The sequence below is a fragment of the Paenibacillus sp. ALJ109b genome (assembly GCF_010747435.1).
GTDB classification, from domain to species: Bacteria; Bacillota; Bacilli; order Paenibacillales; family Paenibacillaceae; genus Paenibacillus; species Paenibacillus taichungensis.
In genome coordinates, this window is sequence record NZ_JAAIFP010000002.1 from 75523 (window position 1) to 99438 (window position 23916).

Here is a 23916-nt window from a genome sequence, read left to right on the forward strand (position 1 = left end):
ATCAATGTTATTGCGAAGCGCAGTAATTTTCTTTACAATAGATGCTGGAGTTTAGAAATACTGAAAAATTGTTGGAACCAGCAATTACGATATAGGAGATGAATGAAATGAACTGCAAAATTACACGTAATGCCGCGAAAGTATTGAAACTTGAACTGGACAAGCCTGAGAACGAAGGTAAATTGCTGCGCGTTGTGATCACACATGCACATGGAGATCATGCCCACTACGGACTCGATATCGATACGCCAAAAGAAAATGATACGGTTGTATCTACCGATAAAGAGATTGACGTTATTCTTGAGAATGATCAGCCTTTGCTGGATGGCGTTAAAATTGATTACCTTTACTTCCCTGAAGAAGGCTTCGTTATTACGAACCCATCCAAAGGCAACCACGGCGACCACTAAGGGAGCGAAGAAGGGGAACTCATGGCTAACGATATCCGCGTATGCGAAAAATGTAATCATATCAGACTAAAATCGATTGTGGCCAAGTTGGAGAAAATGGCTCCGGATACGGAGATCAAAATTGGTTGCAAATCGTATTGCGGTCCTTGCGCGAAGCGTGCTTTTGTCTTCATCAACGGTCGGTACATCAGTGCTCCGTCAGAAGAAGAAGTGCTTGCAAAAGTAGCGAAATTCGTGAAGTAATTGTGTGCATTTGCAGTGGGCAAACTTGTCCACAAAAGGAAAGAGAGGCCGCGGCCTCTCTTTTTTTAGTTGTTGATGAGGAATTGTACGAAATTAGAACGTAAAGCCCTGCATCATTTCAAAAATATCAAAGGTATCCTCCCGAATCTCAATGGCGATGACCGTATCGCTTTTTTTCAAAAAATGAACATGCCCCATTCGCTCTTCTTCTAGCTCAACCCAACCTGCTTCAGATAACTTCTCAAAATAATCGGATGGTACATATAACCCCTGTTCTCCTCCGATATGTTTCAATTCATATGTAATGCCTGTTTTAATGTTTGGATTGTCTGAATGTGTCGTTATGCTTAGCTGCTTTGCATTCACGGGAACCGGAATCTCGCCATTAATGGAAGAGCCTGTATATCCCGTTATTTCATACTTCGAAGGTGTACAGCCGCTGATGAGCAGCAATAAAGATAGCAGAAAGAATATTATCCCAAAGTTCTTCAAACACACACCTCCTTGTGAAAAGGTACTTATCAAATAAACGCAGTCAGACCGGAAAAGGTTATACACTTCATTGATATTCATCTTTAATCTTACATAGGGAACATTAAAGCAATTCGTTATTGTTTCAACAAAAAAGAATAAGGAAGGCCGATGTCAACCATCCTAAAGGGGTAACAGGAACATGATCCCAAGGAGGAATACTCATGCCGAAGCGTTATGATTCCAGTTTGCAAGCCGATACGACTGTATCCCAGGCGCAGAATGCAGTGAACAAACTTCATTTTGCCGTTTCACAGGCAATGTCACATCCAACAGAACAGACCATTGAACAGGCAGAACGCCGTTTGGCGCATACCGAGCAGGCTATGCTTCAAGCTGAACGTTCGCTTGGAGGTCAGGGTGTTGAGCTGGCAGAAGAGATGTTCATTGAGGAGAAGAGAAGATTGAACTCGATCCAGAGTCAGAATGGGCAAGGGGATCTATAGGCGTTCCTGTCACACCAGAACCCGCAGAGCAGCAGTGCTTTGCGGGTTATTTATGTTTCTTTTGAAAGACCCGCAAAATGGATCTCAGCCAAACTGTATGCAAAGTGCCGCTTAAAATTTGGTGAGAAGGTTAATAGACCAGAGCAGGCAAATTTCACACAGGAGGTACAGAATGACAAAACATATTACAGATTGTACGATTCTGAACAACGGCGTGACGATGCCATGGCTGGGATTTGGGACCTATCGAGCAAAGGGCAAGGAAGTACAGCAGGCGGTGGAGACTGCATTGGAAGTCGGTTATCGGAGCATTGATACGGCGTCCGTTTATGGAAATGAAGAAGAAGTTGGACAAGCTATTGCGAGCAGTGGTATTGCCCGTAATGAGCTGTTTGTGACAACCAAGCTGTGGAATGAGGATCAAGGCTTTGATTCAACCTTGAGAGCATTTGAGGCCAGTCAGAAGGCGCTTGGGTTAAATGTCATTGATCTATACTTAATTCACTGGCCTGGCAGAGACCAGTATAAGGAGACGTGGAGAGCTTTCGAACGTCTATATAGCGAAGGAAGCGTACGTGCCATTGGTGTAAGTAATTTCGAAGTACACCATTTGCGCGATATCATAGATGAAGGTGGAACAGTACCCGCGGTGAATCAGGTGGAACTGCATCCAGGTCTGATTCAACAGGAGTTGCAGGATTTCTGCGGGGAGCAGGGCATTCAACTGGAGGCATGGAGCCCGATTATGAGAGGTAAACTGAACAAGGAATCGGCTTTGAAAAGTCTGGCCCAGAAATACGGGAAAACACCGGCACAGGTTATTCTGCGATGGGATATCCAGAACCAGATTGTGACGATTCCGAAGTCGGTTACCCCGGAGCGGATTCGCGAGAATGCGGATATCTTTGATTTTGAGTTGACTCCAGACGAGCTGAAACTAATTGATGCGCTGGATTCGGATAAACGGACAGGACCACACCCGGATCAGCTGTTTTGGGATTGAGTGTGTAGCTCAATTTCAAATAAGTGTTTAATGATCTGCTTGTAGTTGTTCCGGTTACGGATCGTTCTTCGTGATATAAAATGAAAGCATAATCCTTTACACTAGGCCACTACGTGTGCAGAACAATCTTTCGATCGCCGTTATCACCAGATTTTTGGAATTCCCTATCTTCAAAGGGTAAAATCCAGTGATAAATGCGAAGTATATGCTTCCGTTGCAGCTTTCTTTCAGAAAGCTTTTAGCGCCGCTTCTCCAGATTTGTTCTGCCCTCTCCGTTATAGTGTAAATTATGAGTTCATCTTAAGTGGATGGATTTAAAAGGGAAAAGTAAAAAGGCAGCAGGTTCAGGGGATAACCCTTGATCCTGCTGCCTTTGTGTTATTTGGATTGATCCGGTTGCGGAATTTCGCAGCCGTCTTCTGTACATACTCCACTGCCATCTGCGTCAGTAGTGCTGGACTCTACCATGGTGAAAGGGGAGCGCTCATCCCATGCTTTCTGGATAGCGTCAAGGAACACCTCATCCGGTTGAGCGCCAGATACAGCGAACTTGCGATCAAATACGAAGAACGGTACACCTCGGATGCCTAACTGTTCGCCTTCGGCCTGGTTAGCGCGCACTTGGTCTGCGAATTGATTACTGGACAACGCTTCTGCTGCTGCATTGCGATCCAGACCTACTTCTTCAGCCAACTCGATCAGTACATCGGTATTGCCGACATGTTTACCTTCAATGAAGATTGCTTGAAATAGTCGTTCGCTCAGCTCAAGCATTTTTCCTTGTGTTTCTGCCCAATGCGTCAGACGGTGAGCAGAGAAGGAGTTGGTAGGGATCATCTCATCAATGTTGTATTCCAGTCCAGCCGTACGAGCATTGGCGTTCATCTGTGCATTCATGCCACGTGCCTGCTCTACACTCATATTGTATTTGGCAGCCAGATATTCTGCGTTGGTTTTGCCACTGTTCAATTCAGCATTTGGATCGAGCTCAAAACTTTTGAACTGTAATTGCACTTCATCGCGGTGTGGGAATTGTGCCAGTACATTCTCCAAACGACGTTTGCCAATATAACAGAAAGGACACATAAAGTCGGACCATATTTCAATATTCATTCATTAAAACCTCCATCATCTATAAATGAAACCAATACAGTTACAATTATATAGCGACTTTCCATCATTCGCAAGGTTGTGGTTATTACCAGACTCGAAAAAAGAAGTGCTGAAGCATGCAACGGATTGCAGCCTCAACACTTATAGTTTAACTTCTTACTTATCCCGGTATGCTTTGGTCCAATGGTAAGGCTGAATTTCGTCCAACCTCTTGTAAATTAAAGCTCCATCTGGATCGTACACGGCAGCCTTCACGTCTTCTCCCCAGAAAAACAGTCGTTCCTGGCACACACCACAAGGGGTGAGGACCTTGAATTCCGAATGCTCATCGTCCCGTGCTACACAGATCGAGTGGGTGACCCGCTCATTTAATTTGTGGGCTTCCAGATAGGCTCCTGTTTCCATACATAAGTGCGTGGCGTCATTAATCACTTCTGGAGCTACGCTGATTAACAGCGAGCCAGCTACAGTATAAACGGCAGCTGCGCCACCCCACCCTTGGGGGTAGCGATGTTTTACAAAGTTTGCAGCTTCATCGAACAGTTTTTGCTCGATATTGAATTGATCTGGATGTGACGTCATGGTAATGCACTAGCTCCATTTCATTGTAGTGTCGGGTTAGCTTTAATAATTGATTTATACCGTTCCCTCAGCGTACCGTTTCATATCTGTTAGGATTCGGAATCAGACGCTTGCTCCTCACGAAAACGCGAGATCAAGTCAAACGTATTAACCGTATCTGACACATGCAGTCGCTTTGTTGCTTCATCATGACTAGCTCGGCAAGCATTAATATCCGTTTTGTTTCCTGTAGACAGATCGTAACAGGAGCCGCTGTCATAGATGTAATCATCCGAAGGAATATAGAACAGGGAGCCATCTGTAAATGCACCACTGCGCAATACCACCATGCGGGAGGAACCGTCGTACACATCGTTGCCCATGTGGTAGTAGGATTGATCTGAAATACCCAGCAGATGCAGTACTGAAGGTGTAACATCCAGTTGTCCGGCAGGCTCGTCAATCGTTCCCGCTGCGGCTCCGTCAGGCAGATGCACCAGCAAAGGCACTTCGTTCATAATCTGCTCCATATCCAGATCAGTTAGTGAACGCCCGAGAAATTTCTCGTATTGTGGCTGTTCCTTGATAGAATTATCGTGATCCCCATAAAACATGAAGATCGTTTTGTCCCATAATCCCCGATTTTTCAGGTCTTCCACCATGTTGCCGAGCGCAGAATCCACGTAATGAACAGATTGCAGATAGTTGCCAAACATCGTTCCTTTGAATTCGCCCACATCCAGCTGCTGTTTATCTTGGGGTAACGCGTATGGATGATGACTGCTGAGAGTAATCAGGAAAGAATAGAATGGCTCTGTAACCTCACTGCTCATTTTTTCAACCGATTGGCGGAAAAAGGACTCATCCGACAGTGACCAGCCAAGCGGGTCATCCTGTTCAAAATCATTTTTACTGTAAAATTTGTCATACTTCATATTCTGATACATTGTATAGCGATTCCAAAATCCACTCTCATAGGCATGAAATACATTCGTACTATAACCATGATCTTTCAAGATAGAAGGCAGGGAATCATAACTGTGGTCTGCGTAACGGACAAACGCGGATCCAACCGACAGTGGATGTAATGAAATATTGGCCCCAAAGTCAGCATCCGATGTCCGCCCCTGACCTGTCTGATGATAAAAATGACTGTAGTACTGGCTTTCCTTCATCAGCTCGTTAAAATGAGGCGTAATTTCCTGTCCGCCAATGCTCTGACCAATCATGAAATTCATGAAGGCTTCACCTTGGACAATGATCACATTGCTGTCTTTGTACTTGCCAAACATCGCATCCTTCGGTGGGTCAGCCTGTTGTCTGCTGGCGAAATAAGCTTCCGCCTGTTCAAGATCGGCAGGATCGACCTCCGGTCCGGAGCCCAGCTGGTCTTTGGCATAGTTGTACAGATCATAGCCATGAAAAGCAAGAAGTCCGGTAACGTTGTACATGGACACGTTCCACCAGTTGTTATCGAACAACCCTTTTGCCCAGGTTTTACTATAAAAATAAATCGGACCAACCGCGAGCCCCAGACCCAACACCAGGGCAATGCTGCCTGCGGTGAGTCGACGACGCATGGTTGTTTTGCGGGAGTTTGATGAGTAAGAGTTCAACCCGTTCGAATATGCGCTGGAACGTCCACGACGGTTACGTTTGCTGAACAGCAGGATCGCCGCATAGGGGATAACCACCAGCCAATCGACGAAGAACCACAGATCACTGGCATAGATAAGCGTAGCGATGCTGTCTCCCAAAGCGTCGACCTGTCTGGCTTGCATCAGCACAGGAATCGTTAAAAAATCCTGAAAGTAGCGATAATAAACCATATCGGCATAGATTAGAGCAGTGAGCAGCAGATTGAGTATAACGAGTGATATAATCATGCCCCGGCGAGGCAGCCACCAGGTCCAGAAGGACAGAAGCAGCAGCGAACCGATGGCAATCACTTTGTCCAGAAGCCCCATCGTAATGTTGTAAGCGTGCAGATTGTGGTGGAGCCACATTAATTTGAGCAGCATGAGTACAAGAAAAATAAGATATAACGTAAGTGGATGATTCAGAAGCCCACGCGGCGTAAGGCTGCGTGTTGGCTTAGTGACAAACATATATGTCTCCCCCCTGATGAATGGATTTGTTAACGGAATGTAAAATAGGACTTTATCCATTATAGCGTGGTGTCATGGCTTTTCAACTATGCCCAGGGGAGAAAAACTTTATGCGGAAGCAATGTCATTAAGATCAATCATTTTTCTCCCGGAATACATACAAAAAAACGCCCCAGCCGTAGAAGGCAGGAGCGCTTGATCATTCCAATATTATTATTGTTGTGGTGTTTTATTGCGTGGAGGCAGTGGGCCCAAATACTGATAATATTGGGTTTCAATGCGTCCATTGAACAACTTACGACGCTTGTCTGCCTTGTGGCCAAAGTCTTCCTCGAAAGATTTGGTCGACGTGATGGCAAAAAAGGACCATGTCGGCAAATCGAGGTAACTGCGCCCTAAAGAACGCAGCAGCTTCTGCACTTCTTTCTCTTCACTCAAACGTTCACCATATGGAGGGTTGGTAATAATGACACCATATTCGCCCTGTGGTCTTGCACGATGAGCAGGTAGTACGCTGACTTCAATGTCTTTGGCGAAGCCGGCACTCTTGATTGCTGCCTGTGCAACTTCAATGGCTTCCGGATCGATGTCGCTGCCCGAAATTTGCAATGGAATATCGTCGCGAACCGCGTCAAATGCTTCTTCGCGAGCCTGTTCCCACAATTCTTCAGGAATGACAGCCCAGTTCTCGGAGTTGAAGGTCCGACGAAGTCCTGGTGCAATGTTCCAGCCGATCATGGCGGCTTCAATCAGCATTGTGCCTGATCCACAGCATGGATCATAGAATGGACGGGATACATTCCAGCGGCTGAGCTGAATAAGTGCCGCAGCAAGCGTTTCTTTAAGTGGTGCTTCGGTTACGAGTTTACGATAACCCCGTTTATGCAGACCAGGTCCCGTCGTATCTAAAGTAAGCAGGGCGCGATCGTTCAGCAGAATGACCTCAATCACATAACGAGACCCATCCTCTGGGAACCACTCCGTGTCATAAGTCAGCTTCAGTTTCTCTACGATTGCTTTCTTCACGATCCCTTGTGATGCAGGCACACTGCTCAACTGAGATTTTTGGGAGCGACCTTCAACCGGAAATTCGCCATCGGCTGGAATCCATTCCTCCCAAGGTAATGCTTTGGTACCTTCAAATAATTCATCAAATGTTGTCGCCGGGAATTCACCCATTTTGACCAACACCCGATCGGAACTTCTCAGCCACAGATTACACCGGCAAATATCAATATAATCTCCAGTGAAGAAAACCCGGCCATTGTCGATCGTAACATCCTCATACCCCAGCTGCTTCAGTTCCCGGGCAACAACAGCCTCGAGTCCCATCGCCGAGGTCGCAATCAATTGCAATTGAGCCATGTGATTCATTTCAACTCCATTTCAAGCTGGAGAAGGAATATCCTTCTCTCAGCTGTATAGTGACGGTGCGACCTTGCCGCTTTCCGTGAAAAAACTTACAATGAGAAATGCGGTGAGCTAATGCATTCATCTTTCGAGCCGATGCAGCAGTTCAACCGCCTGTGTTTGACAACAAACATTTATTATAGAACATTGGCATCCATATGGAAAGCAGTCCAAGTGTCCAAGGAGGATTTTAGCGGTGAATCTGACCCCTGACGAATATGTAAATCAATTATTTCAAGAGGATGATCTCTTGTTAAAGGTAAAAGAAGCCATCCGATCAAACGGCATGCCGGAAGTTTCGGTGGCAGCGGCCTATGGCCGTTTGCTCACTTTTCTCGCGAAGACATCGAAAGCGGAGGCTGTACTCGAAATCGGCGTGCTGGGCGGATACAGCGGTATCTGTCTTGCTCGCGGTTTAAGTGACGGGGGAACCCTGACTTCGCTGGAACTGAAAGAGGAATACGCAGCGATGGCTCGTGGTCATCTGGAGGAAGGAGGCTTTGGGGATAAAGTCGAATATCGAATTGGCCCCGCAGCTGACAGTCTGGAGCAGCTGGCACAGGAAGGACGTACCTTCGATTTTTTCTTCATTGATGCAGACAAAGAGAATTATCCCGTATACCTCGATTACGCCATTAAGCTTGCGCGGCCTGGGGCGGTCATTGTGGGAGATAACTGTTTCCTGCGCGGTCGTACGCTGAATCCGGACAAGCAGGGTCCGGCTGTCCTCGCGGTTCGGCGCTTCAACGAGCAGATGGCCAGTGACCCGCGGCTCATAACGACGATGCTGCCGGATTATGATGGTTTGGCTCTGGCCTGGGTGAAGTAAGCGTATCAGCTTACAGGAGAAAACTTCGGATGGATCGACATTCAAGCGGTTATTTCTGTTTCTGCGATCATCCAATGAAATAAATAAGTGAGTATATAAATGAAATGAAATCCGTGTTGCACCTAAATCTTAAATGCAGGAGATGAGGGGCAATTACACAAAAAAACAAGAGACGATCACAACCCTGAGACAGGGAGTGAATCGTCTCTTGTTTTCTTTAAAGAAAGTGATGAGAGCCTTATTAAACTTCCGGCGTTCCGTTAGTCTCGAACCATTTTTTAATCGTGTCAAAATCATCGCTGAAGGACAGCCCAAGCATCAACAAAATGCGTGCTTGCTGAGGACTGAGGTTGTCACCGGCGATAACGCCTTTCCCTCCGCCATATACACTGCCTGAACCTGTCCGAGTGGTCGTTACGAAGATTACGCCATCCTCCACCGCTTTGGTACGTGCTTGCCCCATCGCTTTGGAGATACCGCCTGCTCCTGTGCCGGACGTTACGATTCCCTTGGCGCCCCCCTTCACAAATCCTTCAATGGCTTCGCCGCCAGCTTCCTGATAGGAAATCGCAATTTCCACCTTGGCGAGATCTGCCTTCGTGATTTTGCTCAGGTCGAAAGCCGGTTTCAATGTACCTTCAGGCTTCAAGGCACGTGCAGGAGCACGGTAAATTCGGATGTTTTCTTCATCAATATAACCTACTGCACCAAGCATCGGGGTTTCGAACGTGTCTGTTCGATAATCATTCGTTTTGGTCACGCCACGTGCCAATTGAATCGTGTCGTTCAACATCAGCACGGTCCCAAATGAAGTGGTGCGCCCGCTGCCTGCGAGTTTGATGGCGTTGTACAGATTCGCTTGTGCATCTGAGCCGATAACTGTCCAAGGGCGCATGGACCCTGTAATGACGACGGGTTTGTCACTTTGTACGGTCATGTCAAGGAAGTAGGCTATTTCCTCCATGGTATCTGTACCGGTGGTAACTACAACGCTGTCATACTGAGCCAGAGCCTTATCTACCGTCTGAGACAAGTCATAGAGATCAGACATGGTATAAGAACCTGAACCTGAATTTCCGAATTGGAGTGTGCTAACATCTGCAATCTTCTGTTTGTCCGGTAAGGCGTCGACCATTTCTCCAATCGGGAGTGTACCAGCTTTATAGTTCTGGAAGCTGGTTGCATCCTCGGATTGACCTGCAATCGTACCACCCGTTCCAATGACCAGAACATTAGGCAGTGCGGATTGTTTGAACGAATCTGATAGAGCAGGGATGGTCGTATTGCGAGCCGGCGTGGATGATGCGGTCTGAACCGCACTGGTTGTACCGCTCACTTCAACCGTAGCCGCCTGAGCCGCATAGGTCCCGATGGGGGACAGGGAAATGGTCAGAGCTGTCAAAGCGGCTGTGCTCCATACAGCCCAAGGACGAAGATTTGAAGTTTTTTTCATGAATAGCACTCTCCTTCAGGTTAGTTTCGTGTGATGTTTGTTGAGGATGATATGTATATGAATTCAAATTTATTGTATTTCATGTTATGTAATATGACAATTGAAGATAAAGGTAGAGTAATCGGTTACATTGATAGAAATATAGAGTATATAGCGTATTTATAAGGTTTTATGGATAAATATGAGAAGATTAAAAAAGAGAAAAGGAATATGAAATCATGATAAATAAATTTTCGTGTAATATTTTATTACATATGAGTCTTTTGGCCTGATAGATTTAGAAGGAAATTTTGGGGAAAGTGTTGCAGGATCGTCCATAGCAGAAGTGATCTTATCCAAAACGAATAGTAGGGGTGTAAGTTAGCAAGTCTTGGCGATTTTTGTAATACGATCTAGGAAAAGAGGCACAATTATTGCCAAATATTTGTATGCCCGCAATGTTGAGTCTATAATATATGGTGATTTCAATATGTAAATAAATATATATTAATGATTGGAGGAGAAACGATGAACCGAGCACCCAGAAAGTATGCCAATTACATTCCGATCCGGGAGCTGGAGGCGGTGGAGCAGCAATTACTTCCCTTCCAGGTGTACGCTGAACTTCGTGAAAATACTCCAGTCCGCTATGACAACCATCGAGAATGCTGGGATGTTTTCCGATATGAAGATGTGCAATATGTGTTGAAAAACCCTAAACTGTTCTCTTCTGAACGTGATCGTGCCAACGCCAGCATGCTTACTACAGATCCGCCGAAGCACAAACAACTGCGGGATCTGGTTAATCAGGCGTTCACACCTAGAGCGATCGAAGCATTATCTCCGCGTATTCAGGAAATCGCTGATGAATTATTGACTACGCACTTTTCAGAAGGCCGTATGCGTCTTATCGATGATCTTGCTACTCCACTTCCGGTTATCGTGATTGCCGAATTGATTGGCGTCCCTGCTTCAGATCGCCAAAAGTTTAAAGACTGGTCTGATGCACTTGTGAAGGGTGCGCGGGATGACAGTGATGAAGCTTTCCAGGAATTGATGGAAGAAAAGAAACGGAACCAGCAGGAACTGGCGAGCTACTTCACGACCATTATGGAAGAAAGACGTCAGAGACCAGAGGAGGATCTGATCTCTTTACTGCTTGCTGCGGAGATTGAAGGGGAGAAGCTAACGGCAGAGGAAGTGGTCGGATTTTGCATCTTGTTACTTGCTGCCGGTAATGAAACGACAACCAATCTAATTACCAATGCCGTTCGTATTCTGTCAGAGCAGCCTGAGCTTCAGCAGCAGCTGCGAGAACACCCTGAACTTATCCCGACTGCGGTAGAAGAAACGTTGCGATATTATCCGCCAATTGTGGCTATTGGGCGTATTGCCAAAGAAAACGTAGAATTGAACGGGCAAACGATTCAGGCGGGGGAACAGGTGATATCCTGGGTAGGATCGGCCAACCGGGACAGCGCTCAATTCGATCAGGCAGAGAAATTCGTGCCTGACCGCAAGCCGAACAGACATATGGGTTTTGGATTTGGTATTCACTTCTGTCTCGGTGCGCCGCTTGCACGACTTGAGGCGAGGGTTGTACTTCAGACGATGCTTCGCCAAATGGAAGACATTCAGCTTGTGCCGGAAACGGTTTTGCAGCCGATTCAAAGTGCTTTTGTATTTGGAGTTAAAGAATATCCGATTCAATTCACAAGTTCAATTTACAAGCCATCTGACACAATGAATCCATGTTGAGGTTGGAACAAATGAATGCCAAAAGCCGCTTTCATGCCTAATAGGCGCTGAAAGCGGCTTTTTCTTAAGAATAAATAACTTTTGAATCCAAGCGTCACGATTCTCTGATCAGAGGGGGCTTTTTGTACAGCTTGAGTCTTACCCATACCATGTTGAGCAGCAGCAGCCCACCAGAGACGATGAACAGTCCTTCGATGCCGATGAACCCTGCCATAAAGCCGCCAATAACGGCTCCAAGCATGTTACCCAATGCGAGTGTGCTCGTATTAAAGCTGAACGCCCGGCTAATCATGCTATCTGGCGTATAGGAGCGAATGAGCGCGTTGACACTTGGAAGCAGGCCACCCATGAACACACCCATCATGAAACGGACGATGATGAGCTGCCATACCGTCTGCACGAAAGCCTGAGGTATAAGCATGAGCCCTGTTCCTATAAGAGAGAATGTAAGTACCTTATGTGAACCTACCCTGTCACTGAGCTTCCCGAGAATCGGGGACATGGCCATGTTGGATAGTCCCGTGACTGCGCCGACAAGCCCTGCCCAGAAGGCGACGTTGACATCCGAACCGTGTAACTTCTGTACATATAGCGGCAAGAGTGACATCGGGCTGATCATGGCAAATTGCAATAGGAATGTTACAGCAAATAGCGCAGGTAACTGGGGAGACTTGTTCAGTTCCTTCAGACCGGACAATACGGATTGTTCCGGCAGTTTGGCCGCTTCCTTGCGGTCAAACTTCTCTCTGACCAGGAACATGGCGAGCATTGAAGCCGCAAAGATCAGTCCGCCAGTAATATAGAAGATAGGGCGGAAGCCCACTGCATCAGCAAGCAAACCGCCGATCAGCGGACCCAGAATCGTACCGGCCACTTGGCCGGATTGGCTGATGCCCATGGCAAAACCCATGCGATCTTTCGGCGTTGTACCCGAGATCAATGCAACTGCTGCCGGGTTGAAGCCCGAGATCGTACCGTTGAGCAGTCGTAATAAAAGGAGCTGCCATGGGTTCTGTGCAAAACCCATCAAGGCAATAACAATCGCCATCCCGAATCCGGAACGCAGCAACATAATTTTCCGTCCGTACTTGTCAGACAATTTGCCCCACAAGGGCTGGAACAAAAATGAGGTGAGGAAGTTGGCAGCAAATATAAATCCCGCCCATATGCCAATTTCATGCTCACCAACCACGCCAAGATCCCTGGCGAGATAAAGGGACAAAAACGGGGTAATCATGGTCATTCCCGAGTTGACCAGAAATTGTCCAAACCAAAGCACAATGAGGTTTACTTTCCACGTTTTCAAAGTGCTTTCACTTCCTTTCCGATCGTTTCTGCAACGTTTCAAAAAAACACGATTCTTTCATTATAACATAATTTGCATATGGATGAGGGGATGTAAGGAATGTCATAGTATTGTCATCGGAACAGATCGACACGTGGTTGTTACCGCTCTTTAAAAAGGGCATAATGTTATTTATGAGTCCAAAAACTATTGGAGGCTTCTTACATGAGCTATAATGATCGTCTGATTCAGGCCAGCTTCAAACAGCAGGTGGACCGTGTTCCCGTGTGGTACATGCGTCAGGCTGGGCGTTATGATCCCGAATATCGCAAGATTAAGGAAAAGTATTCTTTGCTCGAAATTTGCCGTCAACCTGAGCTAGCAGCTGAAGTTACACTCATGCCGGTACGTAAACTTGGTGTGGATGCGGCTATTTTGTATTCCGATATTATGAATCCGGTTGCTTCCCTCGGTATAGATTTTGATATTGTTAAAAATATTGGACCTGTCATAGACAATCCAATCCGCACGGCGGCTGATGTGGATCGTTTGCGTCCCATTGATGTTGAAGGAGATCTGTCTCATATTCTGGAGACGATTCAAATTCTGGACAAGGAACTGGATGTACCTCTGATTACGTTTGCCGGTGCACCGTTTACCATTGCCAGCTATTTGATTGAAGGCCGACCTTCCAAAGGGTACATACGGACCAAAACGATGATGTACAGTGAACCTGAAGTGTGGCATAAATTAATGCAAAAACTGGGCGATATGGTGATTACATATGTCCGTGCACACATTGCGAACGGCGGTAAGGCATTCCAACTGTTCGACAGCTGGGTTGGCGCGCTTTCGCCAAACGACTTTAGAACGTATGTGTTGCCGACGATTACTCGTATCTTTACCGAATTATCGGATTTGAATGTACCGAAAATTTATTTCCCGGGTGTGGCTTCTGGTGAATTGCTGCCAACTCTGCATGATCTGCAAGCTGATGTGATTGGGCTGGATTGGAGAATATCAATCTCCGAGGGACGTAAACGACTAGGCGGAAAATTTGCTGTGCAAGGTAACCTGGACCCTTATGTGCTGACAGCACCGATGGATCTGATCAAGCAGCATGCCAAATTGATTATTGACGAAGGTATCAAGGAGCCGGGGTATATTTTCAATCTGGGGCACGGACTATTTCCTGAAGCATCTTTGGATAAATTAAGAGAACTCACGGCGTATATTCATGAATATTCAGCTGAAGCACTGAAGACTGGGGTGACGGTTACTAATGACTAATACAGTAGGTGTACTGGTGATGTCGTATGGCACACCTGAGAATATGGAAAGTATTGAAGCGTATTACACACATATCCGGAGAGGACGTCCGCCTGAACCGGAACAACTGAAAGAATTGACCGACCGTTATGAAGCGATCGTTGGGGGTGTATTCCCACTTCGGGAAAACACGGATAATCAGGTGAAGGCCCTCCAGGAGACGTTAAACAACGATGACCGTTCCAATGAGGTTGAATTCCGTTGTTATCAAGGGTTGAAGCATGCGTATCCGTTCATTGAGGATGGCGTGGAACAGATGGCGAAGGATGGAATTCAGACTGCAATAGGCATCGTGCTGGCACCACATTTCTCCACGATGAGTGTAGGGAGCTACATTAAGCGTGCTCGTGAGAAAGCGGAAGAACTGGGTATCCAGATGTCCTTCATTGAGAGTTATCACCTGCATCCGAAATTGATTCAGGCTCTCTCCACACGTGTTAGCGCCAAATTGGATGCTTTCGAGGAAGCGGGAGCCAAACGCGGGGATGTGCGAGTGCTGTTCAGTGCACACAGTCTGCCTGCACGAATTGTAGATATCGGTGATCCATATCCGCAGCAACTGCTGGAGACTTCGGAAGTCATTGCTTCCCGTTTAGGAATTACGAACTGGCAGTTCACGTGGCAAAGTGCGGGGCGGACGGCGGAGCCGTGGCTGGGCCCTGATATTCTGGACACGCTTCAGGATCTTGCTCGTGAACAGGTGGAAGATGTGCTTGTAGCACCGATTGGATTCGTATCGGACCATCTGGAAGTGCTCTATGATCTTGATATTGAAGCTAAAGCGATTGCCAAAGAGATCGACATGCGCCTTATGCGTATCGATTCTCTCAATAGTGACCCACTTTACATGGAAACGTTAAGTGACGTCATTATTAACCAGTGGCAGCAAGGAACGGATGAGTAATGGAAGACCATAAACGTCGTGTCGTTGTTGTCGGCGGAGGTCTGACCGGCCTAAGCGCGGCATTTTATATTCGGAAGCATTACCGGGAAGCAGGGGTTGAACCTGTCATTACCTTGGTTGAGAAGAGTTCTTCCATGGGTGGCATGATTGAAACGCTACACCGGGATGGGTTCGTCATTGAGAAGGGACCAGATTCTTTCCTTGCGCGCAAAACGGCGATGATTGATTTGGCTAAAGAGCTGGAAATTGACCATGAACTGGTCAGCCAAAATCCGGAATCCAAAAAAACGTACATCATGCAGCGTGGCAAGCTGCATCCTATGCCGGCAGGACTCATTCTCGGTATTCCGACGGAGTTGAGACCTTTTCTGAGAAGTGGTCTTGTATCTCCGGCAGGCAAGCTGCGCGCATTAATGGATTTTGTCATCCCTCCCCGTCGTACAACGGAGGATGAATCGCTTGGTTATATGATTGAGCGCCGCCTTGGAGCGGAAGTGCTGGAAAACCTGACTGAACCGTTGCTCGCAGGCATCTATGCAGGTGATATGCGGCGATTGAGTCTTCAGGCAACCTTTCCGCAATTCGGTGAAGTGGAGCGGGATTATGGTAGTTTGATCCGAGGAATGATGACTGGCCGCAAACCGACAGAGACCCATACGGGAACGAAGAAAAGTGCTTTTCTGAACTTCCGTCAGGGCTTGCAGAGCCTGGTTCATGCGCTTGTACATGAGTTGCAGGACGTGGATCAACGGCTGAACACTTCCGTGAAATCTCTGGAGGTTCAGACTGGAGATTCGGCCAGGTATAGCATTCAACTGGATAACGGAGAGCGTCTTGAAGCAGATGATGTAGTCATTACCGTGCCTACGTATGTTGCATCTGAACTGCTGCAACCACATGTGGATACAGCGGCTCTGGATGCAATCAATTACGTATCGGTAGCGAATGTGGTGCTGGCTTTTGAGAAAAAGGATATTGAACATGTATTTGATGGGTCTGGTTTCCTCGTTCCGCGTAAGGAAGGCCGCAATATTACAGCATGTACTTGGACATCAACTAAGTGGCTGCACACCAGCCCGGATGACAAAGTACTGCTTCGTTGTTATGTTGGCCGTTCCGGAGACGAACAGAATGTGGAACTTCCGGATGATGCACTGACAGATCTAGTACTCAAGGACTTGCGCGAAACAATGGGCGTAGAGGCCGTTCCGATCTTCTCGGAAATTACTCGGCTTCGCAAATCCATGCCGCAGTATCCAGTAGGTCACCTGCAACAGATTGCAGCACTCCGGGAGGAACTTGGCAGCAAATTGCCGGGGGTATACATTGCGGGTGCTGGTTATGAAGGGGTAGGCTTGCCTGACTGTATCAGACAGGCGAAGGAAATGTCAGTGCAAGCTACGCAACTCATTGCTGCAAAATAATTAACGTACATGGCTGTCTCGATCGTAGAGTTTTTCTACAGGGGAGACGGCCTTTTTTTTGCACCATAAAGCGAAAAGGGGAGAGAGATGAATTCTTTCAATGTTCGCACTTCCAAGGAATGATGGAAATCCAGAATATGCCTGATATAATATGATAAGGATTGCTGTGAACAAGAAGAGGAGTTGCCTATGTATCCCCCAAGATCAAAACGAAGTGTACAAAAGAAAAAAGTAAAACGTGCCCGCAAACGTATGGTCTGGATCATTAATTTGGTATTGATTGTGGCTATCGGACTTGTCTGCCTCTATTATGCAGTTGGAATGAAGGAACAGCAGGCGGACCCGGAAGTAAAAGAAACGGTTGTGAATCAGAAATCTGTGAATGAAGAGAGCCCTCAAGGTGGTGAGCAGGTAAATTTACCTGATACTGACACGGAGGCAGGTAATACTTCGGATGATGTGTCGGAGGGTTCTACTGAACAGGCAACTGAAAATTCCGGCGGTAAGTCTGGTGAGAAAAAGCCTGATGCTGCAGACTCCAAGGCAAATGGAAAGACAGATACGGGAACGAAAAAAACGACGGATACTTCTGCTTCTTCTGGCTCCAAGGGGAGTGAAGGTACAGGAACTGAGACGACACAGCCATCTACTTCGGCAAACGATGTAACCATTAACTTTGTTGGGGATATCCAGTTTTCGGGCAAAGTGGCTGAATTGTTGGATAAGAATGGTTATGACTATCCCTTTGCAAAGCTCGGCAACTTGTTCAAGGAAGATGATCTGACCATTGGAAACCTCGAAACCCCCGTAACCCTTGGTGGAACTGGTGCAGCAAACAAAACCTATGTATACAAGTCTTCGCCAAAAGCGCTCGAAGCGATGGCTTCAGCAGGTTTTGACGCCGTGAATCTCGCCAACAATCATATTCTGGATCAAGGTGTAGAAGGTCTGGTTGATACGTTAACTTACCTTGAGCAATACGGTATAGCGCACACAGGAGCGGGTATGAACAGGGATGAGGCTTATGCACCAGCTTATCTGGAGCGCAAAGGCATGAAGATTGCACTGCTTGGATTCAGTCGGGTTGTGCCTGAAACAAGCTGGAAAGCGGAAGGGAATCGGGCAGGTGTTGCCGAGACCTACGATTCTACTGGAGCGGTAAAAGCAATTCAGGAAGCCCGCCAAAAGGCTGATCTGGTCATTGTTGTTGCACACTGGGGAGAAGAACGGGTCAGCACTCCGAATAATGATCAGACCCGACTGGCTCATGAATTTGTAGATGCAGGAGCCGACCTGGTCATAGGTGGGCATCCCCATGTCTTGCAAGGGGTGGAGTACTACAAAGGCAAATGGATTGCATATAGTACAGGCAACTTTATTTTCTCGAAATCAACAACAGAGGAAACGTGGAAAACAGCGGTTTTTCAGGCGAGTTGTAGTAAGGATGCCAAATGCAGCATGAAGGTTATCCCTTATGAAGCAGGGTTGGGTCAGGCCATTCCCATGGTGGACCAAGCCAACAAACTTCTGCTGGAGCAGATGACCCAGCTCTCGCCAGGTATTCGTTTTGATGCGAACGGATTCGCATCGGTAAATTAAGGTTCAATTTATTTATTTAGGAGGGGATGAAATGAACAACCTTTGTGTAGCGCACCGTGGATTTTCGTCCATTGCACCAGAAAATACGATGGCTGCATTTCTGCTTGCCATGGAACAGCCGGAAGTTCAGTGGATGGAGCTGGATGTACAGTTATCACGTGATGGTGTTCCGGTGGTTATTCATGATTTTACTTTTGATCGGACTACGAATGGAAAAGGATTTGTTCGAGAAAAGGACTGGGCAGATATACAGCAGCTGGATGCGGGATCATGGAAAGGAAAAGCCTATAAAGGGGAACGTGTCCCTGCGCTTAGTGAAGTGTTGGACCGCACCTGTGGCAAAGTGAGATTGAATATCGAACTGAAAACGCAAGGCAATATGTATCCCGGTCTGCCGGCAGCGGTTATTCATGAGGTGAGGAAGAGACATATGCAGCATGATGTGGTCATCACTTCGTTTGAACCTGCGGCGCTGGTTGAAGTGAAGAAACTGGCCCCGGAGTTCAAAACAGGTTTGATTATTGATGCACGGCCAGGGGATCTGGCAGCAGTGCTGCGGCAGATGAATTGCAGTTTTCTTTCCATCGGTTACACCAATGTGGACAAATCGCTGATGCGCGAGATGCGAAATGAAGGCATTCAGGTCATGGCCTGGACAGTGGATGACAAAATCATCATGAAGCGTCTTGCGGCGATTGATCCGGAGCTGATGTTATGCACAAACCGGCCTGATGTGTGGGAACAGGCTTTTCAGGAAACGAGCAGCCGATTTTTCAGACCATAAACTCCAATTTTTTGAATAGCGAAAATATGATATGTACTTATATAATAAAAAGATGAACATGCTCCATATACGCTAATGAATCCGATAAAGGTGGTCGTAAAATCCATGCTGACAAACATTCGCAATGTATACTGTGTAGGACGAAATTATAAACTTCATGCAGAAGAACTGGGTAACGCGGTTCCGGATGAACCGATGATCTTTATGAAACCTTCCCATGCGGTTGTGGCCTTGAATAGTGAAACGCTGCAATTGCCTGCGACAAAGGGCGAAGTTCATTATGAGGCTGAACTGGTCATTCAAATCGGGCGGGATTATGAGCCGGGTATGGCTGTGGATGTATTGGTTGACGCGTATGCGTTTGGCATTGATTTTACATTACGTGACGTACAGACGGTCATTAAGAAAAAGGGCCATCCGTGGACGGCAGCCAAAGGGTTCAAGAACTCGGCTCCGGTTACTGCATTCCAGCCATTTCCGGGGGCCCAGGCTCTTCTTGAGAAAGACTTTACACTCACCAAGAACGGTGCCGAGGTCCAACGTGGCAATATTCGTAACATGATCTTCAGTCTACAGGATATTGTGGATTATGTAGGTCATCATTACGGACTGGGACCTGGAGATGTCATCTTTACAGGTACACCAGAAGGGGTTGGACCAACGGCAGCAGGAGATGTGCTTGAACTGTCCTGGGGCGGCGAATGCTTGGGCAAATGCACGATTTCAGCAGCAGTTCAGTAAGTGTCATGCATCATCAGTCTGTTTACTTAGAGTAAATATGAAACAGATAAAGGGGCGTTTCGACGCTCCTTTTTGGCGTGCCCTCATTCTCTGCCATAGCACACGGGAGACTATTCATTTACGCGAAGCTGTATGCTGTATTGGCACTCTCCGTGACCAACTCTTCCAGTTCACTGCTTTGCACTGCGTGCTGCTCCGCGCTAATACTCCCACTTGCGAGTCGTTGATCTAACTGCTCCTTGAGCTGCCTTATTTGCAATGCGACAACCTCGTTGAAGTCACCAGCGTTCTCATCTGCAATCATCCTCAGCGATTTACCCGCGTACAGATCCTGAACCAAGTCATCTTCAGAATGTTGATTCAGAGCACTCAGCAACTCATCCTCGCTATTGTCTTTGATATCTATGTTAACGATGGACCATTTCGTTAAAGGTATAGGGGTTATCGCTGATCTGCCCCAGGCTGTTCCGGCGAAAGACATGGTGACAATCATTGTTCCGACAATGATTACGCGCTTCATATTCATATGTGTCATCCTCATTTCTATGGTTAAGTACGAACTGAATCGTAGCTGGTTTGATGTAACGCTCTGAGGATAGTGTAACCGGGAAAGCTGAAGTGAAACTTAAAACCGGATAAGTAATCTAAATTTGAGTGAAATCGAGCTACGAAAAAATAAATCTAAATTCACACTTGACAGGTTGGGTTAGTGGGTTATATGATAAACTCAATTATTTTAACACTAATTAAATGAACAGTGAAATAAATTGAACTGAAGCGAGCTGATTGGACCACCAAAGGCTCCCGGGACTACTCCACTATGGAATGTCCGCGGGAGCCTTTTTTCGTATTTACTGCCGTTTTCAGTTAGACAGGGAGGATGAAATGAGCAATAACGACTGGGAAGCGTTTGAGAAGACAGATTGGTTGTTTCGTAAAATGGTCAGACGATTCGTGAAAGAACGAGATCGTATATCGGTAGAGGGGGTCAGTTTACCTGGCATGCTCATCCTGCACAAAATCATTCGTGAAGGGGAACAGCGATTGGGGGATTTGGCTGAACAACTGGACTTCACTTCAGGTGCCATTACAGCGTTAACAGACAAGTTGGAGAAAAAGGGACTCACGATCCGCAGGCGCAAGGAAGATGACCGTCGGACGGTTTTGCTCGACATTACTGCCAGTGGACGGGAGATGTTTGCACGTAACAGCAATATCGGTGCCCGATGTATCACGCTTCTGTTTGAGGGCTTTACGACGGAGGAACTGGAGCAGCAAAGCCAATTTTATGAGCGGGTGATAGCGAATCTGGAGGGATTCTCGGATACGCTGCTGGAATTGGCAGAGAACAACGGGAGGCAGGAACACGATCCATCCACCGAAAGTGACCCTGAACAGAAGCAGAGGGAGAATACCGGAAAGAGCAACTATCTCAGTTATTAAAGTTTGATCTGATGTGAAAACAAACAATCCAAGGGAGAGATGATCAATGGGGCATTCAACAATTTATCCAACCGGGGCAACCGTATATAACCCTGATAAGGCTTGGGGCGGTTATACCGTCTATCAGGCAGGTGAGGAAGGGGTTGTACTGATTGATATGAATGGTAAGGAGGTTCACCTGTGGAAAGGGCTGCTGGGTTTTCCGGCCAAAGTTTTCCCCGGTGGCTTCGTATTGGGCAGCACAGGGCGAAGAGATCCGAAGTTCGGTATCCAGGACAACGTCGATTTGGTTCAGGTGGATTGGGAAGGCAATATTGTATGGAAGTACAACAGCTACGAACACATTGAAGATCCGGGATATGAACCGCTGTGGTACGCTCGTCAGCACCATGATTTTCAGCGTGAAGGCAATCCGGTCGGCTATTACGCCCCTGGGCTTGCACCTAAGACCCAGAGCGGGAAGACACTGATTCTTGCTCATAAAAATGTGAATAACCCGTCCATTTCGGATAAACCTCTGCTTGATGATGCGATTATAGAAGTCGATTGGGAAGGGAATGTATTATGGGAGTGGCTGCCGAACGAGCACTTTGAGGAACTTGGATTTGATGAGGCCGCCCGTAATGTTCTGTACCGTGACCCGAACACACGCTCATTCGGACATCTCGGTGGTGGTGTGGGCGATTGGCTACATATTAATTCAGCTTCTTATGTTGGTCCAAACCATTTCTATGAAAATGGAGACGAGCGGTTCCATCCCGACAATATTATCTGGGATGCCAGAGAAGCAAATATTATCGCAATAACCGACAGACAGAGTGGAAAGATCGTATGGAGACTAGGGCCGGATTACTCTTTGCCTGAAGTAAAGCATATTGGCACCATTATTGGACAGCACCATGCACATATCATTCCCAAAGGTTTGCCTGGAGAGGGGAATCTGCTGGTATTCGACAATGGTGGCTGGGCCGGTTATGGCCTGCCCAATCCGGCTTCTCCATACGGCTTGAAACATGCTGTTCGCGATCATTCACGCATACTGGAGATCAATCCGGTGACGCTGGAGATCGTTTGGCAATATACATCCGCAGAAGCCGGATTTTCCGTTCCGACAGATTCCTATAAATTTTATAGTCCGTATATCAGCTCCGCTCAGCGCCTGCCTAATGGTAACACGCTAATTACGGAAGGCTCCAATGGTAGATTGTTCGAGGTTACATCCGAGTATGAGCTGGTTTGGGAATATATTTCCCCTTATAAGGATGGACGGAACACCAATATGGTCTATCGTTCGTATCGCGTGCCTTATCACTGGGTACCACAGTTGGAGAAGCCCCAAGAGGTTGCTATTGAAGCCATTGATGTTTCCGCCTACAGAGTGCCGGGAGCAGCGCCCAAAGGTTCTTCATCCGTTGTAAGTGTTGAAGTAACACTGCCGTTTGTTGAAGGTGCAGCCTGTGTGGCAACGTCAGATGAAGGCAAGTAAGGTGGCGCAGAGCGACGAACAATGATTAGAACGAATGGGGTGCATATTGTGAGAAAACCATCCACCTTAACTGGTGCGTTATTAATGCTCTTATCCATGTTATTGATATTATCGGGATGTTCTGCAAACGAATCGGTATCCGAAGCAAAGGGTGCCTCCGGCACAGAGGCCAAAAAAGTGAAAATCCGGATCGCAGATACAAGTACAAACCCAACGTTCAGGGTAGCTATTGCCAAAGGTTTCTTTGCAAGCCACGGTATTGATGCAGAGAGCATTACGTTTGGTTCGCCAGCAGAAGGTGTAAATGCACTATTTATTAAGCAGGTGGATATTGCGTACGGAGCTGACTTTCCTGTATTGAACGCTTTGGCAAAAGGGGATTACTCCGTCATTGCTTCCGCAGGTCAGGCTACGAATGAAGCAGCAGCTGCATGGAAGTTGTATGCCAAGAACGATATACAGAGTGGTACAGATCTGAAGGGTAAAAAAGTAAGTTTCATCCGCGGTACATTTATTCCTTACCTGTGGGATGAATATTTGAAGGACCAGGGATTGGAGTTAGGTGCAGTAACTCAGGTGGGTCAGGGAGCATTTGACGAAGCGTACATTGCACTAAAGCAAGGCGATTTAGATGCAACCTGGGTCATTGGTTCCGCCTTGACTGATAAGTTCGATGCGCTTGAAGGCGTGCATCAGCTCACCGATATGTCCCAAACTCCTGTACGTCTAGGAATGGGACTCGTAGCAAGCAATGAGTTTATCCAGGCGAACCCTGAAACGGTGAGTGGTTTTCTCGCAGCGCTGAATGAAGCCTCCGTATATGCCCAGGCACATCCTGAAGAGGTTGCAGACCTGATGTATAAGGAAACCAAGCAGCCTAAGGAGGCCACCTTGAAGGATCTTCCAATCAATCCATGGGAAGTTGGATTTACCCAGGCAGCTTATGACAGTCTGGCAGGGCAGAAGCAGTATATGGTGGATAACGGGATCATCGAACACGATTTTGATCTCGATAGCAAACTGAACCTAGAGCCCCTGAAGCAGACACTGCCAGATAAAGTGACTTATAGTAAATAA

At 46.9% G+C, this 23916-nt stretch carries 23 protein-coding genes; 15 read left to right on the forward strand and 8 right to left on the reverse strand.

All coding sequences use genetic code 11. The features are described 5' to 3' along the window. The first annotated feature begins 107 nt into the window (after positions 1-107). Positions 108-410 carry a heme biosynthesis protein HemY gene (locus G3352_RS02335; RefSeq protein ID WP_053783595.1) on the forward strand — a complete coding sequence of 101 codons (303 nt, stop codon included), beginning with the start codon at positions 108-110 and terminating at the stop codon, positions 408-410. A 21-nt stretch (positions 411-431) separates the two neighbouring features. Next, complete coding sequence (locus G3352_RS02340; protein ID WP_024629198.1) at positions 432-653, forward strand: YuzB family protein; 222 nt, start codon at positions 432-434, stop codon at positions 651-653. A gap of 93 nt (positions 654-746) precedes the next feature. Here G3352_RS02340 and G3352_RS02345 read toward each other — a convergent pair whose 3' ends face one another. Then, positions 747-1145: a hypothetical protein gene (locus G3352_RS02345; protein WP_163753483.1), complete on the reverse strand. Its 399-nt coding sequence runs from the start codon at positions 1143-1145 to the stop codon at positions 747-749. Between the two features lie 203 nt (positions 1146-1348). Between G3352_RS02345 and G3352_RS02350 the strand changes: the two genes are divergently transcribed. Beyond that, positions 1349-1630, forward strand: a complete 282-nt coding sequence (locus G3352_RS02350; RefSeq protein WP_076292069.1) for a hypothetical protein — start codon at positions 1349-1351, stop codon at positions 1628-1630. 172 nt (positions 1631-1802) lie between these two features. Beyond that, positions 1803-2633 carry an aldo/keto reductase gene (locus G3352_RS02355; RefSeq protein ID WP_024629201.1) on the forward strand — a complete coding sequence of 277 codons (831 nt, stop codon included), beginning with the start codon at positions 1803-1805 and terminating at the stop codon, positions 2631-2633. A gap of 378 nt (positions 2634-3011) precedes the next feature. Here G3352_RS02355 and G3352_RS02360 read toward each other — a convergent pair whose 3' ends face one another. The 4 genes from G3352_RS02360 to G3352_RS02375 all read right to left on the reverse strand — a co-directional run bounded on the left by G3352_RS02360 (position 3012) and on the right by G3352_RS02375 (position 7780). Then, complete coding sequence (locus tag G3352_RS02360; protein ID WP_163753485.1) at positions 3012-3746, reverse strand: DsbA family oxidoreductase; 735 nt, start codon at positions 3744-3746, stop codon at positions 3012-3014. A 156-nt stretch (positions 3747-3902) separates the two neighbouring features. Then, a complete protein-coding gene (locus G3352_RS02365) occupies positions 3903-4328 on the reverse strand; it encodes a cytidine deaminase (RefSeq protein ID WP_076292066.1) in 426 nt (141 codons plus the stop codon). 89 nt (positions 4329-4417) lie between these two features. Next, on the reverse strand, positions 4418-6415 hold the full coding sequence (locus tag G3352_RS02370) for an LTA synthase family protein (protein ID WP_163753487.1): 1998 nt from the start codon (positions 6413-6415) through the stop codon (positions 4418-4420). Between the two features lie 213 nt (positions 6416-6628). Next, positions 6629-7780 carry a THUMP domain-containing class I SAM-dependent RNA methyltransferase gene (locus G3352_RS02375; RefSeq protein ID WP_063564896.1) on the reverse strand — a complete coding sequence of 384 codons (1152 nt, stop codon included), beginning with the start codon at positions 7778-7780 and terminating at the stop codon, positions 6629-6631. 241 nt (positions 7781-8021) lie between these two features. On the opposite strand from G3352_RS02375, the gene G3352_RS02380 reads away from it, so the two are divergent. Then, positions 8022-8654: a class I SAM-dependent methyltransferase gene (locus G3352_RS02380; protein WP_163753489.1), complete on the forward strand. Its 633-nt coding sequence runs from the start codon at positions 8022-8024 to the stop codon at positions 8652-8654. Positions 8655-8895: 241 nt separating this feature from the next. Here G3352_RS02380 and G3352_RS02385 read toward each other — a convergent pair whose 3' ends face one another. Then, positions 8896-10107 (reverse strand): asparaginase, encoded by a 1212-nt coding sequence (locus tag G3352_RS02385; RefSeq protein ID WP_163753491.1) that lies wholly within the window; start codon positions 10105-10107, stop codon positions 8896-8898. Positions 10108-10614: 507 nt separating this feature from the next. Here G3352_RS02385 and G3352_RS02390 point away from each other — a divergent pair. Next, the gene (locus tag G3352_RS02390) at positions 10615-11844 is read left to right on the forward strand and encodes a cytochrome P450 (RefSeq protein ID WP_163753493.1); all 1230 of its coding nucleotides are present in this window, start codon (positions 10615-10617) and stop codon (positions 11842-11844) included. Between the two features lie 94 nt (positions 11845-11938). On the opposite strand, the gene G3352_RS02395 is transcribed toward G3352_RS02390, so the two are convergent. Further along, entirely contained in the window at positions 11939-13150 is a 1212-nt protein-coding gene (locus tag G3352_RS02395) for an MFS transporter (protein WP_063564892.1), read from the reverse strand. Between the two features lie 204 nt (positions 13151-13354). Here G3352_RS02395 and hemE point away from each other — a divergent pair, with 204 nt between their 5' ends. The 6 genes from hemE to G3352_RS02425 all read left to right on the forward strand — a co-directional run bounded on the left by hemE (position 13355) and on the right by G3352_RS02425 (position 19910). Next, on the forward strand, positions 13355-14419 hold the full coding sequence (gene hemE, locus G3352_RS02400; RefSeq protein ID WP_163753495.1) for a uroporphyrinogen decarboxylase: 1065 nt from the start codon (positions 13355-13357) through the stop codon (positions 14417-14419). Further along, positions 14412-15362 (forward strand): ferrochelatase, encoded by a 951-nt coding sequence (gene hemH, locus G3352_RS02405; RefSeq protein ID WP_163753497.1) that lies wholly within the window; start codon positions 14412-14414, stop codon positions 15360-15362. Before hemE ends, hemH begins: the two co-directional genes overlap by 8 nt. Next, on the forward strand, positions 15362-16786 hold the full coding sequence (gene hemY / locus G3352_RS02410) for a protoporphyrinogen oxidase (RefSeq protein WP_076292058.1): 1425 nt from the start codon (positions 15362-15364) through the stop codon (positions 16784-16786). Before hemH ends, hemY begins: the two co-directional genes overlap by 1 nt. A gap of 189 nt (positions 16787-16975) precedes the next feature. Next, complete coding sequence (locus tag G3352_RS02415) at positions 16976-18385, forward strand: CapA family protein (protein ID WP_163753499.1); 1410 nt, start codon at positions 16976-16978, stop codon at positions 18383-18385. A 31-nt stretch (positions 18386-18416) separates the two neighbouring features. Next, positions 18417-19169 carry a glycerophosphodiester phosphodiesterase gene (locus G3352_RS02420; protein ID WP_163753501.1) on the forward strand — a complete coding sequence of 251 codons (753 nt, stop codon included), beginning with the start codon at positions 18417-18419 and terminating at the stop codon, positions 19167-19169. A gap of 105 nt (positions 19170-19274) precedes the next feature. Further along, the gene (locus G3352_RS02425; protein ID WP_163753559.1) at positions 19275-19910 is read left to right on the forward strand and encodes a fumarylacetoacetate hydrolase family protein; all 636 of its coding nucleotides are present in this window, start codon (positions 19275-19277) and stop codon (positions 19908-19910) included. Positions 19911-20028: 118 nt separating this feature from the next. Here the strand turns inward: G3352_RS02425 and G3352_RS02430 are convergent, their stop codons facing one another. Continuing rightward, positions 20029-20436: a hypothetical protein gene (locus tag G3352_RS02430; protein ID WP_163753502.1), complete on the reverse strand. Its 408-nt coding sequence runs from the start codon at positions 20434-20436 to the stop codon at positions 20029-20031. A gap of 359 nt (positions 20437-20795) precedes the next feature. On the opposite strand from G3352_RS02430, the gene G3352_RS02435 reads away from it, so the two are divergent. The 3 genes from G3352_RS02435 to G3352_RS02445 are packed head-to-tail and all read left to right on the forward strand — an operon-like array spanning position 20796 to position 23916. Beyond that, positions 20796-21353 (forward strand): MarR family winged helix-turn-helix transcriptional regulator, encoded by a 558-nt coding sequence (locus G3352_RS02435; RefSeq protein ID WP_163753504.1) that lies wholly within the window; start codon positions 20796-20798, stop codon positions 21351-21353. Positions 21354-21399: 46 nt separating this feature from the next. Beyond that, positions 21400-22839: an aryl-sulfate sulfotransferase gene (locus G3352_RS02440; protein ID WP_163753506.1), complete on the forward strand. Its 1440-nt coding sequence runs from the start codon at positions 21400-21402 to the stop codon at positions 22837-22839. A gap of 21 nt (positions 22840-22860) precedes the next feature. Continuing rightward, positions 22861-23916, forward strand: coding sequence for an ABC transporter substrate-binding protein (locus G3352_RS02445; RefSeq protein WP_163753508.1), 1056 nt, complete (start codon positions 22861-22863; stop codon positions 23914-23916).